Here is a 14,345-nt window from a genome sequence, read left to right on the forward strand (position 1 = left end):
ACCCTCAGCGGCCGGGGCCGCGGCGGCAGCGCCAGGCGCCCGCGCGGGATCCGGCGCCGGGATGGCATAACCGGCCGAGCCTTGCTGACGCAGATAGGCAATCAGGGCGACGCGTTCTTCGGACTTCTTGATGCCGGCGAAGGCCATCTTGGTGCCCTTGACCGCCTTACCCGGCGCGGCCAGGAAGTGATAAAGCTGGTCGTAGGTCCAGTTCGGCGACTCGGCGGCGTGACCCTTCATCGCTTCGGAATATTCGAACCCGGCATGCGAAGCGGTCGGACGGCCGACAATGCCCCACAGGTTCGGGCCGGTGCTGTTGGGGCCGCCATTGGCCGCATTGTGACAGCTGGCGCACTTCTTGAAGGCGGCTTCACCGGCGGCCAGGTCGGCGGTCGCCAGGACGGTGCCCCAGTCGGGCAGAACCTCGACGGCGGCAGCGCCACCGGCCTCTTCGACCTCGGCGACCTCGATCAGGTAACCGGGCTTTTCCGGCGCCTCGCGGTGATAGATGGCCTCGGCGCCGATGCTGACGCCCATGATGACCAGACCCGTCGCCAGGCCAGCACCAAGAATCTTGTTAAGTGTCAGGTCGCCGCTCATCTTGCCCGAATACCCATGAATCAATAAACGCCGGAGATTAAGCGCTGCGACAAGTGTGTCAACAGCCCGGCTTGCGTTTGGCTCTCTGACACGCTACCGCCAAAGACGCAAGCCGACTTTTGCGCTCAAACCGCCAAAAGTGGCAAATCGTCGCAGGTCCGAAAGTCGGGCCGCTAACACAAGGATTATATAGAGACTATGTCGAACCAGACCACACGCAAGATCGCCTATCAGGGCGAGCCGGGGGCCTTCAGCCATCAGGCCATCAAGCGTTGGTTCGGCGACTTTACCGCCACGCCGTTTCCGACCTTCGAAGCGGCGTTCGAGGCGGTCCACAGCGGCGATTGCGAACTGGGCATGATTCCGATCGAAAACTCGGTCGCCGGCCGGGTGTCGGACGTCCACCACCTGCTGCCACATTCGGGCCTGAAGATCATCGGCGAGCGCTTCTTGCCGATCGAAATGAATCTGATGGCGGTGCCGGAGACCTCACTGGAGAACATCAAGGTGGCGGCGTCGCATGCCATGGCGCTGCTGCAATGCCGCAACTCCTTGCGTGAACTGGGGATTACGGCGGAGGTGTTCCACGACACCGCCGGCGCGGCGCGGTCCCTGGCGCAAACGCGTGAGCTGGACCGCGCCGCGATCGCTCCGGAAGTGGCGGCCGAACTGTATGGCCTGAAGATCCTGAAAAAGAACATGGAAGACGCCCGGCATAACACGACGCGCTTCCTGGTGCTGACCACCGAGGGCAAGGTGGTGGCGCCGGCGCCGGATGTGCCGTGCGTGACCAGTTTTGTCTTTCGGGTGAAGAACGTCGCTGCCTCGCTGTACAAGGCCCTGGGCGGGTTCGCCACCAATGGCGTCAACATGACCAAGCTGGAAAGCTATATCGAGAACGGGGTATTCGCCTCGACCTTCTTCTATTGCGACGTCGAAGGCCGGCCCAACGATCCGGGTCTGAAACAGGCTTTGATCGAGCTGGAATTCTTCGCCACCAAGCTGGAGATCCTGGGGACCTATCCGATGGACCCGTTCCGGCTGAGCGAGGGACAAAGGTAAGGTTTTGAACCACGAACGACACGAACAGGCACGAACTTCAGGGCGTGCCTGTTTTGTTTGAGTAAGCGGATTCGAAGGTAAGATTTTTGAACACGAAAAGCTCGAAAAGCACAAAAATCACGAAAATCACGAAAATTCAGAGGATGTCCGGAACCGCCGAGAAGCGGCTTCAAATGGAATTTTGCCGCTTCGCGGGATGTTCCGGCATTGCCGGAAGTTCGTGCTTTTTGTGCTTTTCGAGCTTTTCGTGTTCAAAAATTCTTGCTGATCGAACCACCTAACCCAACGTATCAGAACAAGACCAAAGTTCGTGTCTGTTCGTGTCGTTCGTGGTCAAATCTTACTTCACACCCAGAGCCGCTTCGACGTCACCGACCGTTTGCGGCAAAATAGCATCAGCAATCTTGTAGCTGATCGTGCCGTCCGGCTGGACCACATAGGTTTCCGGCACGCCCGAAATCCCCAGCTCCATGCCCATACGCCCGTCCGGATCGCTCAACGTCCGCACATACGGATTGTCATGCTCAGCCAGAAATTTCAGCGTGTTCTGCGGTTCGTCTTTCCAGGCGACGCCGATAATCACCACGCCCTTCTGCTTCAAAGCGATCAAGGTCGGGTTCTCGGCCACGCACGGCACGCACCAGGACGCAAAGACATTGACCAGGACCGGCTTGTCATAGCCCGCCACCAGCGTCTTCAGGTCGGTCTCGCCACCTGTATCCAGATCGGCAATCGCCAGGGCCGGTACTGACTTGCCGACCAGGGCATCCGGCGTATAGCGCTGCTTTTTGTGGAAGTTGTAATAGCCCAGAACGGCCAGCAGGCCGGCCAGCACGACCAAAGGAATCAGGGCGAAAACCCGTTTCACGTTCCGGCCTCCGCCGCGTCCTGAAGTGCCTTAACGGCTGCCTTGCGTTTGGCGTGAGCGCGCAGGCTCCAGGCGATCAGGCCGGCCAGACCCAGCAGGGTCACCCCGTAGGACGTCCAGACATAGACGCCGTATTTTCCCATGTCGAAATCGAGCATCTAGTTATAACTCAGCTTGGCGCGCAGGGCGCGGTACTTGCGGGCTAGAATTTCGCTGTCGATCCGCACCAGGATAATCCACGCACTCAGTACGTGGGTGGCGGCAATCATCACGAACAGCGGCCACAGCATGTCGGGTGCGATGGTCGGGCCGTCGGCGCGGAAAATCGACGCCCCCTGGTGCAGGGTATTCCACCATTCGACGGAGAACTTGATGATCGGCAGGTTGATCAGTCCGACCAGGGCCAGGATGCCAGCCGACTTAGCGGCGCGCTGTTCGTCCTCGATGGCGGCGTGGACGGCGATATAACCGATATAGAACAGCAACAGCACCAGGACCGAAGTCATGCGGCCGTCCCATTGCCACCAGGTGCCCCACATGGGTTTGCCCCACAGTGAACCGGTCACCAGAGCCATAACCGTAAAGACGGCGCCGACCGGCGCGATGGCTTTCGCTGCGGCATCGGCCAGGGCGTGGCGGAAGATCAGGCCGAAGAAGCTGGCCGCCCCGACGCCGGCATACAGCGCCATGCTGAGATAGGCGAACGGCACGTGGATATACATGATGCGAACGCTGTCGCCCTGCTGGTAATCCTCGGGCGAGGCGAAACAGAGGTACAGCCCCCAGGCCAGCAGCGCTGCGCCGATCCCGGCCAGCCACGGCCGCAATGGCGCTGTGACGCGCGTAAACCGTTCGGGATTGGCCAGGAAATTGATCATGTTGCGGAGATAAGGGTTTTGTCGGTTTCGGGCAAGGCGTCAGTTTAGCGCAGGCTCGCGGGGCCGGACGACAAAAGCGCTTGCGGCGACGCGTGTCTTTGCTGAAAGTCAAATCCCTGGATAAGGGGCATCATGGAAAAGACCGAAGTCAGGTTTGTCGACGGGTTTGACGACTCGGGCTGGCCGGTACCGGAACCGGCAAAAGCCGCCGGTTTGAACCACAGGTTTGCGGTTATTCAGGAAACCTATCGGCCCGACAGCGTCGACATGTACTTCGACGAACCGCTGTGGTTCAGCATGGTCGACCTCGCAAAAACGGTGGCCACCGACGTCCGGATCGGCGTCCTCGAAAAGCGAAAATATCGCGAAGTCGACCTTGAAGCCTATCTCGCCACCTGGTCCTCGACGCCCCAGGACGACAAAGACCCACCAAATTTCATCTTGGGCCGCGATTCAACCGGCCTGAACCTTGTGATCGGAACGGAATACTGGTGCCGCGGCGGTGGCCCGGAAGACTATCACGACTCCTACACCTATGCCGTCTATTCCAAGGTTCGGATGGGCGTTTCCGTCATGGCACATCTCGCCGGTGCCAACAGCGGTGGCTGGGATCTGGCGGGTGAATCTATTCTCGGTATCGTAAAGCCGAAACCTCCCGTCTGGCAAAGGATCTGGAACTGGCTGGTGAATTAGTTCAGCGCACTTCGCAGCGCCGCCCCCATAGCGATCGGCGCCAGGGCCAGAGCGAACAGGGCATAGGCCGAGAGAAACGCCAGGGCCTGTAAAGGTGAGGCCGAGATTTGCGCGGCCTGCATCAGGCCGGCGCCGAAAATCACCGGCGGGATGTAGAACGGCAGGACCAGAAGGGCCATCAGCACCCCGCCCTTGCGCGCACCCAAAGCCAGGGATGCGCCGATGCCGCCGATCAGGGCAAAGCTCAGGCTGCCCAGAAGCGCGGCGACCAGGCCGATAAGCGCCAGAGCCGGATCGGCGCCCAGGATGATCATGACCAGCGGCGTTAGCAGGGACAGGATCAGGCCGGTGCCCAGCCACTGGGCCAGGCATTTCAACAGGGCGATCAGTTCGAGCGGAAGCGGGCCGACGCGGAGCAGGTCGAAGACGGCGTCGTCATAGTCGCGCTCGAACAGGCGTTCCAGGGACAGGAGCGAGGAGAGTGCGAGGCACAGCCAGGTCACACCGGGGGCGATACGGCTGAGGGTCGCGGCATCGGGCCCCAGCGACAGCGGGATCATGGCCATCAGGGTGATGTAGAACCCGACGGCCAGCAGCGGCCCGCCCCCCCGCGTCAGGGTCATGCCCAGGTCGCGTTTCAGCAGGGCGAGGGAAGCGGAGAGAAGGGAGGGAGCGGTCAACACGTGCTCTCCAAACCGCCAACCCACGCAAAACTATCTCGATTGGATTGGCAAACTCCCTCCTCCCTACGCAGTAGGGAGGGGGACCGCGAAGCGGTGGAGGGGTATCTTGCATAGGCGCAGTCGCCGCGCCGCCTCAGTTTTACAACAGTTCCAAATTCTGACTTGCCGAGATAGCCGTCACGACAGAAAGATACCCCTCCACCGCTTCGCGGTCCCCCTCCCCACTTCGTGGAGAGGAGAAGTAAGGCTTGCCTCAAGTTCACGTCAAACACCCGCCACCTCCCGTGCCGGGCGTTCCAGCCGCAAACCCGTCGTCACGAACGGTAACGCGTCATGCACCGCCGCGATGATCATCCCGCCGTCCGCCAGATGCGCCTGCATCAACCCGGCCAGCAATTCCCGATGCGCAACATCCAAAGGCGCCATCGGCTCGTCCAGCAACCACAACACCCGCGGCGCCATCAACAACCGCGCGCACGACAAACGCCGCTTCTGGCCTGCCGACAGATAGCGCGTCTCCAGATCCATCAAGGTCTTCAAATTCAACGGCGCAATCCGGTCCAGGTCCCCACCCAGATACGCCGCCTGAAATTCCAGCTCCTGGGCCACCGTCCGGGCCGGGCTCAAAGCGTCATGATGACCCAGAAAATGGACATGCCGCGACCACCAGACGTCCGATTCAATCTGCACATCATTCTCAGTCGCGCAAATCGCGCCGGAATCCGCGGCTTGGAAACCCGCCAGGGTTCGCAAAAGCGTCGTTTTCCCAACGCCGTTCTCGCCGGTGAGGCTGATCGCCCCACCACTCGACAGTGAAAAATTCAGCTTATAAATCAGCAGATTATAGCCTTTTCTCAGACTCAAATCCGTGACCGTCAAAGAAAATGGCATAAAATAACCTTGCAGTGCGAAAGGTTTAATAGACGAAAACCGAAAGTGAGTTTAGAAGGCCAGATGCCCGCCTTCAAGGGCTTGCAGCGCGGCATGGAACGCTGTGTGTCCCATGCCATCCCGCGCAAGCGTTGAATTGACGGTCAGCCATGGTGGCGGCCGGGCGGCGAACTTGAGAGGATCAAGTCCATCATGTCTTCCGTTGACAGCTTTAAGTCCAAGACGACCCTCACGGTCGGCGACAAGACCTACACCTATTACGATCTGAAAGCCGCCGAGGCTAACGGTCTGAAAGGTATCTCCGCCCTCCCCGCCTCCCTGAAGGTGCTCCTCGAAAACCTGCTGCGCAACGAAGACGGCGTGAATGTCGACAAAGACGACATCCAGGCTATCGCCAACTGGATCGCCAACAAGGGCTCGGTCGAGCACGAGATCAGCTTCCGCCCGGCGCGTGTCCTGATGCAGGATTTCACCGGCGTTCCGGCCGTTGTCGACCTGGCCGCCATGCGCGACGCCATGGTCAAGCTGGGCGCCGACCCGGCCAAGATCAACCCGCTCAGCCCCGTCGACCTGGTCATCGACCACTCGGTCATGGTCGATAATTTTGGCAAGCCCGACTCGTTCAAGGCCAACGTTGACCGCGAATACGAACGCAATATCGAGCGCTACAACTTCCTGCGCTGGGGTTCGTCGGCCTTCAACAATTTCCGCGTCGTGCCTCCCGGCACCGGGATCTGCCACCAGGTCAACCTGGAATACCTGGCCCAGACCGTGTGGACCAATGTCGCGGATGGCGGCGAAGTCGCCTATCCGGACACCGTCGTCGGCACCGACTCGCACACCACCATGATCAACGGCCTGGCCGTTCTGGGTTGGGGCGTCGGCGGCATCGAAGCCGAGGCCGCCATGCTGGGCCAGCCGATCCCGATGCTGATCCCGGAAGTCATCGGCTTCAAGCTGACCGGCAAGCTGCCCGAAGGCGCCACCGCCACCGACCTGGTGCTGACCGTCACCCAGATGCTGCGCAAGAAGGGCGTCGTCGGCAAGTTCGTCGAATATTACGGCGACGGCCTGGAGACCCTGACCCTGGAAGACCAGGCGACCATCGCCAACATGGCCCCGGAATACGGCGCCACCTGCGGCTTCTTCCCGGTCAGCCAGGCAACCATCAACTACCTGGCCGAAACCGGCCGCGCACCGGAGCGCGTCGCCCTGGTCGAAGCCTATGCCAAGGCCCAAGGCCTGTGGCTGGACGCCTCGGTCGAGCCGGTCTTCACCGACGCCCTGGAACTGGACCTGGCCAGCGTCCTGCCGTCCCTGGCCGGCCCGAAGCGCCCGCAGGACCGCGTCGTGCTGTCGAGCGCCAAGACCGAATTCAACTCGGCCTTGGCCAATGATTTCGGCAAGGCCGGCAAGGAAGACGAGCGCACGGCGGTCGAAGGTAGCGACTACACCGTCGGCAATGGCGATGTCGTGATTGCTGCCATTACCTCGTGCACCAACACCTCCAACCCGTCGGTCCTGATCGCCGCCGGCCTGGTCGCCCGCAAGGCGCGCGCCCTGGGCCTGACCGTGAAGCCGTGGGTCAAGACCTCGCTGGCCCCCGGTTCGCAGGTCGTCACCGACTATCTCAACTCGGCCGGCCTGTCCGAGGACCTGGACGCCTTGGGTTTCAACCTGGTCGGTTACGGCTGCACCACCTGTATCGGCAATTCGGGTCCGCTGCCGGAAGCCATCTCGGCCGCCATTACGGCCGGTGACCTGGTCGCCGCTTCGGTGCTGTCGGGTAACCGCAACTTCGAAGGCCGCGTCAACCAGGACGTCCGCGCCAACTACCTGGCCTCGCCGCCGCTGGTCGTCGCCTACGCCCTGGCCGGTAGCTTGCGCATCGATCTGACGACCGAGCCGCTGGGCAACGGTTCCAATGGTGAGCCGGTCTATCTGAAGGACATCTGGCCGACCAATGAGGAAGTGACCACGCTGCAGCGTCAGCACGTCACCAACACCATGTTCAAGGGCCGTTATTCGGATGTCTTCAAGGGCGACGAGAACTGGCAGGCCATCCAGATTTCGGGCGGCCAGACCTATCAGTGGGATCCCAATTCGACCTACGTTGCCAACCCGCCCTATTTCGACGGTATGACCATGACGCCGGACAAGGTGACGGACGTTGTCGAGGCCCGCGTCCTGGGCATCTTCGGCGACTCGATCACCACCGACCACATTTCGCCGGCCGGCAACATCAAGACCTCGGGTCCTGCCGGCAAGTATCTGTCGGCTCACGACGTGCCGGTGTCGGAGTTCAACTCCTACGGCGCGCGTCGCGGCAACCACGACGTCATGATGCGCGGCACCTTTGCCAACATCCGTATCCGTAACAAGATCACCCCGGAAATCGAAGGCGGCGTGACCAAGCACTTCCCGTCGGGCGAGGTGATGTCGATCTATGACGCTTCGATGCGTTATCAGAACGAAGGCCGCAACCTGGTGATCTTCGCCGGCAAGGAATACGGCACGGGTTCGTCGCGTGACTGGGCCGCCAAGGGCACCAAGCTGCTGGGCGTGCGCGCGGTCATCGCCGAGTCGTTCGAACGTATCCACCGTTCCAACCTGGTCGGCATGGGCGTTCTGCCGCTGCAGTTCAAGGTCGAGGGCTGGTCGAAGCTGGGCCTCACCGGCGAAGAGATCGTGACCATCCGCGGTCTGGAGAACGTGCAGCCGCGTCAGGAGTTGATCGTCGAGATGTTCCGCGCGTCGGACGGCAAGGTCGCCCGCTTCCCGGTTCGCTGCCGGATCGATACGCCGACGGAGCTGGAGTACTACAAGAACGGCGGCGTGATGCCGTACGTGCTGAGGAACCTGGCCCGTGGTGTGGTGGTCGCAGACGAGACCGTGGCCGAACCTGCCGAGTAAATGGGGTGAAGGGGCCTGCGGCCCCTTCGTCTTCTCTTAATAAAGAAAAAGGGCGCCCCCACTTGGGGAGCGCCCTTTTTCTTTAATAGGAACAGGCGAGGGGTCGCGGACCCCTCGACCCCAATACTCGGCAGAGTCGACCTCGGGGCTTGCCTGCAACGACACCCATGCTACACCGGCACCATGAAACTCGGCATCCCCCACATCGTCGCCGGCATCGGCGGCCTCGCTACCTTTTACGCCGTCGTCCAGGACCTGACCACGGCTGCCACGCATGAACTCGCACGCAGTCTGGCCATCGGCGCCTTCGTCACTGCCCTTGTGGCCATCGCCTGCGCTACCTATCTGTGGTTTCGCAACAAGGGCGGCCTGCGCTGGATCGGCCTGGCCTTCGGCGGCATCTCCATCTTCGTCCTTGCCGACTCAACCGTCCGGCTGATCGCCTTGATGTCACTGACATAAACCGGCAGCGATCACGCTAAAAGCCACAGCAGGAGGACCACCATGATCAAGCTCTACACCCACCCGCTGTCTGGCAACGCCCACCGCGCCGAACTGACCCTGCGCGCGCTGAACGTGCCGCATGACCTCATTGTCGTCGACCTGGCCGGCAAGGCCCAGAAACAACCCGACTTCCTCGCGCTCAATCCGTTCGGACAGGTACCTGTGCTGGATGACAACGGCACCGTGATCTGGGATTCCGTCGCCATCATGACCTATCTCGGCCTGACCTATGACGATGGCGCCCTGCTGCCGCGCGATCCGGCCCTGTTCGCTCAGGTCACCGCCTGGCTGGCCAAGACCGCCGGCCCGATCGCCTACGGCCTGGGCGCTGCCCGCCGCGCCAACATCTTCCGCACCGGTCAGGACCTGGAACCGCTGATCCGGACCGGCCGCGAATTCCTCGACACGATCGAAAACCTGCTTTCCACCCGCGATTGGCTGGTCGGCAGCCACCTCACCCTGGCCGATATCGGCTGCTATGCCTACATCGCTGCCGCGCCCGAAGGTGGTGTCGACCTGGCACCCTACCCGCACGTGACGGCCTGGCTGAACCGCATCGAAGCCCAGGCCTGGTTCACACCACTGGCGCCCGTTGCCGTGGGCCTGCGCGCCGCCGTCTCAGCTTAAACGCTTCTTCAAAAACGCCAACACCCGCTTTTCGTCGATGCCCAGTTCCCCTGGCACCGCCGTGTCGATATCGTTCGTCAAACGCAGCGCCAGGGTGCCTTCCATATAGGCATCGATGACTTTCGGGTGGATGTAGCATTTGCGGCAGACCGACGGCGTATTGCCCAGCCGAGCCGCCACCCGCTCGACCGCCTCTTTCACGTAACGCTTGGCGCGCGTCTCCGGCGCGCCCAGCTCCATGCCGTGCAAGGCTATCGCCGCCAGAACCGTCCCCGTCCAGGTGCGGAAATCCTTGGCAGTGAAGCCCTGGCCGGTGATCTCCTTCAGATAGGCGTTGACGTCGCCCGAACTGACGTCGCGCACCATGCCATTGTCGTCGACATATTTGAACAACTCCTGACCTTCGACATCAGCGCAGGCCTTAATGACGTGGGCAATCCGCCGGTCGGACAGTTTCAGGTTCCATTGCTTGCCGGACTTGCCCTTGAAGCGGAACCGGATCTGACTGCCCTTCACCTCGACATGGTCGTCGCGGAGGGTCGTCAGACCGTAGGACTCATTCTTCCTGGCATAGTCGTCATTGCCGACCCGGATCATGGTCCGTTCCAGCAAGGCGACCACCGTCGCCAACACCTTCTCACGGCTTAAGCCACGCTGGGCCATATGCTCGGCCACGGTTACCCGAAGCTTTGGCAAGACCGCCGCAAAGTTCAGGATATGCGAGAACTTGGTGCCGTCGCGCAGGCAACGCCAGTCGGGATGATAACGGTACTGCTTACGGCCGCGGGCATCGATGCCGGTGGCCTGTAGATGGCCATGGGCATCGGCGCAGATCCAGACATCGCGATAGGCCGGCGGGATGGCCAGCTTGCGGATGCGGGCGATCTCGGCCTCGTCGGTGATGCGCTTACCGTCCGGCGTAAAGAAGTGAAAATGCTTACCGCGTTTCTTGCGGCCTATCCCAGGCTCCAGGCCTGTGACATAGCGCAGGCCGAAATCCTCAGCCTGACTCGCGGGGTGAACAGCTTCGCCACTATCGTACATGCTGCGACCTTAAGGCCGCGATCCCGGCAAAAACGATGAGGAAGCCTGCACGCCGCAATAAAGTTGTCGTAGCGACGGATAGGCTGTCCCGCCGCAGTATCTGATTGCACCGGACAGCGCCGCCTGACATAAACCGGCGCAAAACGGAGATCGATATGCGCCAGTTGTGGGACAAGGACGAAATCGCGGAGTTGTTCGACCTGCCCTTCATGGATCTGGTCCTGCGCGCTTCCGAGGTCCACCGCTATTACTTCCCCGCCAACGAAATCCAGCTGTCGCAACTGCTGTCGGTCAAGACCGGCGGCTGTGCCGAAAACTGCGGCTACTGCTCGCAGTCGGCGCATTTCGACACCGGTCTGAAGGCCTCGCGGCTGATGGCGGTCGATACCGTCCTGGCCGAAGCACAGAAGGCCAAGGACAGCGGCGCCCAGCGCTTCTGCATGGGCGCGGCCTGGCGCGACCTGAAGGACCGCGACGTTCCCGCCCTGGCCGCCATGATCGGCGGGGTCAAGGCCATGGGGCTGGAAACCTGTGCCACGCTTGGCATGCTGCGGCCTGACCAGGCGGTGGCGCTGAAAGAGGCCGGGCTCGACTACTACAACCACAACCTCGACACCTCGCCGGAATATTACGACCAGGTGGTGACCACCCGCACCTATCAGGAACGCCTCGACACCCTGCAGGCTGTGGCGGATGCCGGCATGAAGACCTGCTGCGGCGGCATCATGGGCATGGGCGAAAGCCGCGCCGACCGGGTGTCCTTCCTGCATCAACTGGCGGCCCTGCCCGTGCCGCCGGATTCCATCCCGATCAACAACCTGGTCGCCGTTGCCGGCACGCCGCTGGGCGACAAGGTGGCGCGCGAAGGCGGCATTTCCGGGCTGGAGTTTGTCCGCACCATCGCCGCGGCGCGGATCGTCTGCCCGCGGTCCATGGTCCGCCTGTCGGCCGGCCGCACAGAGATGAGCGAAGAGCTTCAGGCCCTGTGCTTTCTGGCCGGCGCCAATTCGATCTTCGTCGGCGACACCCTGCTGACGACGCCCAACCCCCAACCTGGTACCGACGCCCATATGATGCGCGAACTGGGCCTGCGGCCGATGACCATGTGATGGATATCGTTACCGTCTCCATCGCGTGTGCTAATGGCCACCAGGCGCAAGAAATCGCCCAGCACCTGGTCGAAAATCGCTTGGCGGCCTGCGCACAAACCCATTCTATCCGCAGCACCTATATCTGGCAGGATGCGATGGAATTTTCGGCCGAGGTCATGCTGACCGCCAAGACCGTGACGGCAAAACTGCCGCAGATCGAAGCGGCCGTCGTCGCCCTGCACAGCTACGATGTGCCGGAAATCCTGGCGCAACCGGTCACATGGTGCAGCGAATCCTATGCCGCGTGGCTGCACGAGACGCTTAAGGGTTAAAAAACGCTGGACGAGTCCCGATATGGGATCGTACCAACAGTTTATACGTAAACCCCGAGTCATACTTATGGTCGATATTTCCGGCGTCTGTCCCGATCAGTTTTCGCGCGTCAAGGAAGCTTTCGCCGCGTTGTTCGACGGTGGCCAGGAACGCGGCGCCCGCTTTACCGCGGTCATTGCCGGCCAGACGGTGCTGGATATCTACGCAGGATCGGCCGACCGCGACGGTACGCAACCTTTCAACGCCAATACCCTGACGCCGATCTTCTCGACCGGCAAGGCCGTGATGGCGCTGATGATCGCGCGCCTGGTCGACAAGGGAAAGCTCGATTACGACGCCGCGGTGGCTCACTACTGGCCCGAATTCGGCCAGGCCGGCAAGTCGCGCATCACGGTGGGTCAGTTGATGTCGCACCAGCATGGCCTGCCGGGTTTCAGCCCGGCTCAGCCCGACCCGGCCATCTGGTTCGATCCTCAGGCAACCATCGATGCCCTGTGCAAGCAAACCCCAATGTGGACCCCGGGCACGGCGTCCGGTTACACGCCGATCGCCGGCGGCTACCTGATCGGCGAACTGTTCCGCCGCATCGACGGCCGTACCCTGGGCACGGCCCTGCGTGAAGACATCGCCACCCGGTTCGGCCTGGACCTGTTTATCGGCACGCCCGACAGCGAAGTCCCGCGCATCGCCGTGATGCAAAAACCGCCGGCGGCGCCGGATCTCGGCACGATCGACAAGATCAAACAGGCGGCCTTCCTGGATCGTGGCTCAGCCCCGGCCGGCCGGGGTTCGGACGTGTGGCGCCGGGCCGAGATTCCTTCGGCCAATATGCACGCCTCCGCCTTGGGCCTGGCCAGGCTGATCAATGCGGTGGCCAATGGCGGCCTGGTCGACGGCAAGGCGATCATCTCACCCAAGGGTATCGAGCTGGCGACGCGCGAGCGCATCGTCGGTCAGGACAAGGTGCTGCCGTTCAAGCTGAGTTGGGCGGCGGGCTTCCTGCGCAACAAGGGCATCGGCATCTACGGGCCGAACCAGAATGCGGTGGGCCATTCCGGTTGGGGCGGGTCGTGCGTGATGGCCGATCCGGACCGTAGGCTGTCGGCGGCGTATGTCATGAACAAGCAGTCGGTGCATCTGATCGGCGACCCACGCCCGGTTAAGCTGATCGATACGCTGTACAACTGCCTCTGACCTACGCCACCTTCACCGCCCGCAACCTCTGCCAGGCGCCAAAGGCAAACACCATCGCGCCGCCCCAGATAAAGGCAAACGATATCCCGCGCAAAAGCGTGAACGGTTCGCCTTGGGACAAGCCGATACAGAACGCGATTGTCGGCGCGATGAACTGGATAAAGCCCATGGTGGACAACGGCAACCGCCGCGCCACGAAGCTGAACAAAGCCAGCGGCAGGACCGTGATCGGCCCCGTAAAAGCAAACCAGAAGGCATTCCACGGCGACTGAAAGAAGTGCCCCTGGCCCGACGCTTCGAACCAGACCAAGTAGGCCAGCCCTACCGGAAACAGGTAAAGGCACTCTACCAGCAAGCCCGGCAGGGCATTGACCACGACCTGTTTGCGGATGATGCCGTAGGTCGCGAAACTCACTGCCAGGGTCAGGGCGATCCACGGGATGTGCCCGATCGCCACCGCCTGGATCAGGACGCCCACGACTGCGGCGCCGATCGCCGTCTTGCCGTAGCCGTCCAGCCGTTCCTGGAACAGGATCGCCCCGGCCGCCATATTGATCAGCGGGTTGAGATAATAACCCAACGACGACTCGATCGTATGGCCATTGGTCACCGCCCAGACAAAGACACCCCAGTTGATCGCCACCATGAGCGACGACACGAACAGAATCCCCAGCAGCCTGGGCTGCTTCACGATCGCCCACACCTCGGGAAACTGACGCGTAAAGAACACCAGCCCCACTGCCCAGACCACCGCCCATACCGAACGGTGAGCGATGATTTCGATCGAACCGCCGCCAAAAGCATGGATGGGCACATAGGCCAGCGGCGCAAAACCCCACACGGCGTAACACATGACGGCCAGCAGGATGGGAGAGGCAAAAGGGGTCGATTTTTCAGATGACATGGCGAGAGCCCATAAAAAAGAAAACCGGCGGAGGTGACCTCCGCCGGCTCGAAATCTCAC

General features: G+C 61.9%; 16 protein-coding genes. 8 read left to right on the forward strand and 8 right to left on the reverse strand.

Annotated elements, in window-relative coordinates; translation table 11 throughout:
• Positions 1 to 600, reverse strand: a 600-nt coding sequence (locus ABAC460_RS47360; RefSeq protein ID WP_023455935.1) for a c-type cytochrome, incomplete at its 3' end; no start/stop codon positions are given.
• 198 nt (positions 601 to 798) lie between these two features.
• Between ABAC460_RS47360 and ABAC460_RS47365 the strand changes: the two genes are divergently transcribed.
• The gene (locus tag ABAC460_RS47365; protein ID WP_023455936.1) at positions 799 to 1,662 is read left to right on the forward strand and encodes a prephenate dehydratase; all 864 of its coding nucleotides are present in this window, start codon (positions 799 to 801) and stop codon (positions 1,660 to 1,662) included.
• 340 nt (positions 1,663 to 2,002) lie between these two features.
• Here the strand turns inward: ABAC460_RS47365 and ABAC460_RS47370 are convergent, their stop codons facing one another.
• From ABAC460_RS47370 to ABAC460_RS47380, 3 genes are read right to left on the reverse strand one after another with little or no spacing between them, the layout of a single operon-like run.
• Positions 2,003 to 2,530, reverse strand: a complete 528-nt coding sequence (locus ABAC460_RS47370) for a DsbE family thiol:disulfide interchange protein (RefSeq protein ID WP_023455937.1) — start codon at positions 2,528 to 2,530, stop codon at positions 2,003 to 2,005.
• Positions 2,527 to 2,688 (reverse strand): heme exporter protein CcmD, encoded by a 162-nt coding sequence (ccmD, locus tag ABAC460_RS47375; RefSeq protein WP_023455938.1) that lies wholly within the window; start codon positions 2,686 to 2,688, stop codon positions 2,527 to 2,529. Before ccmD ends, ABAC460_RS47370 begins: the two co-directional genes overlap by 4 nt.
• Positions 2,689 to 3,408, reverse strand: a complete 720-nt coding sequence (locus ABAC460_RS47380) for a heme ABC transporter permease (protein ID WP_023455939.1) — start codon at positions 3,406 to 3,408, stop codon at positions 2,689 to 2,691.
• A 132-nt stretch (positions 3,409 to 3,540) separates the two neighbouring features.
• On the opposite strand from ABAC460_RS47380, the gene ABAC460_RS47385 reads away from it, so the two are divergent.
• Positions 3,541 to 4,101, forward strand: a complete 561-nt coding sequence (locus ABAC460_RS47385; protein ID WP_023455940.1) for a hypothetical protein — start codon at positions 3,541 to 3,543, stop codon at positions 4,099 to 4,101.
• Here the strand turns inward: ABAC460_RS47385 and ccmB are convergent.
• Positions 4,098 to 4,784 carry a heme exporter protein CcmB gene (ccmB, locus tag ABAC460_RS47390; RefSeq protein WP_031237612.1) on the reverse strand — a complete coding sequence of 229 codons (687 nt, stop codon included), beginning with the start codon at positions 4,782 to 4,784 and terminating at the stop codon, positions 4,098 to 4,100. The two genes, ABAC460_RS47385 and ccmB, sit on opposite strands and share 4 nt — an antisense overlap.
• Before the next feature lie 264 nt (positions 4,785 to 5,048).
• On the reverse strand, positions 5,049 to 5,663 hold the full coding sequence (gene ccmA / locus ABAC460_RS47395; RefSeq protein WP_235075864.1) for a heme ABC exporter ATP-binding protein CcmA: 615 nt from the start codon (positions 5,661 to 5,663) through the stop codon (positions 5,049 to 5,051).
• Positions 5,664 to 5,867: 204 nt separating this feature from the next.
• Between ccmA and acnA the strand changes: the two genes are divergently transcribed.
• The 3 genes from acnA to ABAC460_RS47410 all read left to right on the forward strand — a co-directional run bounded on the left by acnA (position 5,868) and on the right by ABAC460_RS47410 (position 9,719).
• Entirely contained in the window at positions 5,868 to 8,588 is a 2,721-nt protein-coding gene (acnA, locus tag ABAC460_RS47400; protein ID WP_023455943.1) for an aconitate hydratase AcnA, read from the forward strand.
• A 183-nt stretch (positions 8,589 to 8,771) separates the two neighbouring features.
• The gene (locus ABAC460_RS47405) at positions 8,772 to 9,050 is read left to right on the forward strand and encodes a hypothetical protein (RefSeq protein ID WP_023455944.1); all 279 of its coding nucleotides are present in this window, start codon (positions 8,772 to 8,774) and stop codon (positions 9,048 to 9,050) included.
• Between the two features lie 42 nt (positions 9,051 to 9,092).
• Positions 9,093 to 9,719 (forward strand): glutathione S-transferase family protein, encoded by a 627-nt coding sequence (locus ABAC460_RS47410; protein WP_023455945.1) that lies wholly within the window; start codon positions 9,093 to 9,095, stop codon positions 9,717 to 9,719.
• On the opposite strand, the gene ABAC460_RS47415 is transcribed toward ABAC460_RS47410, so the two are convergent.
• Positions 9,711 to 10,763 carry a DNA topoisomerase IB gene (locus tag ABAC460_RS47415; RefSeq protein ID WP_023455946.1) on the reverse strand — a complete coding sequence of 351 codons (1,053 nt, stop codon included), beginning with the start codon at positions 10,761 to 10,763 and terminating at the stop codon, positions 9,711 to 9,713. The genes ABAC460_RS47410 and ABAC460_RS47415 overlap by 9 nt on opposite strands.
• 155 nt (positions 10,764 to 10,918) lie before the next feature.
• Between ABAC460_RS47415 and bioB the strand changes: the two genes are divergently transcribed.
• The 3 genes from bioB to ABAC460_RS47430 all read left to right on the forward strand — a co-directional run bounded on the left by bioB (position 10,919) and on the right by ABAC460_RS47430 (position 13,381).
• Complete coding sequence (gene bioB / locus ABAC460_RS47420) at positions 10,919 to 11,872, forward strand: biotin synthase BioB (RefSeq protein ID WP_023455947.1); 954 nt, start codon at positions 10,919 to 10,921, stop codon at positions 11,870 to 11,872.
• The gene (gene cutA, locus ABAC460_RS47425) at positions 11,872 to 12,186 is read left to right on the forward strand and encodes a divalent-cation tolerance protein CutA (protein WP_023455948.1); all 315 of its coding nucleotides are present in this window, start codon (positions 11,872 to 11,874) and stop codon (positions 12,184 to 12,186) included. Before bioB ends, cutA begins: the two co-directional genes overlap by 1 nt.
• A 67-nt stretch (positions 12,187 to 12,253) precedes the next feature.
• Positions 12,254 to 13,381, forward strand: a complete 1,128-nt coding sequence (locus tag ABAC460_RS47430) for a serine hydrolase domain-containing protein (protein ID WP_023455949.1) — start codon at positions 12,254 to 12,256, stop codon at positions 13,379 to 13,381.
• A gap of 1 nt (position 13,382) precedes the next feature.
• On the opposite strand, the gene rarD is transcribed toward ABAC460_RS47430, so the two are convergent.
• Positions 13,383 to 14,285, reverse strand: coding sequence for an EamA family transporter RarD (gene rarD / locus ABAC460_RS47435; RefSeq protein WP_023455950.1), 903 nt, complete (start codon positions 14,283 to 14,285; stop codon positions 13,383 to 13,385).
• Positions 14,286 to 14,345: the final 60 nt, after the last annotated feature.

It is taken from the genome of Asticcacaulis sp. AC460, assembly GCF_000495795.1.
Taxonomy (GTDB): Bacteria; Pseudomonadota; Alphaproteobacteria; order Caulobacterales; family Caulobacteraceae; genus Asticcacaulis.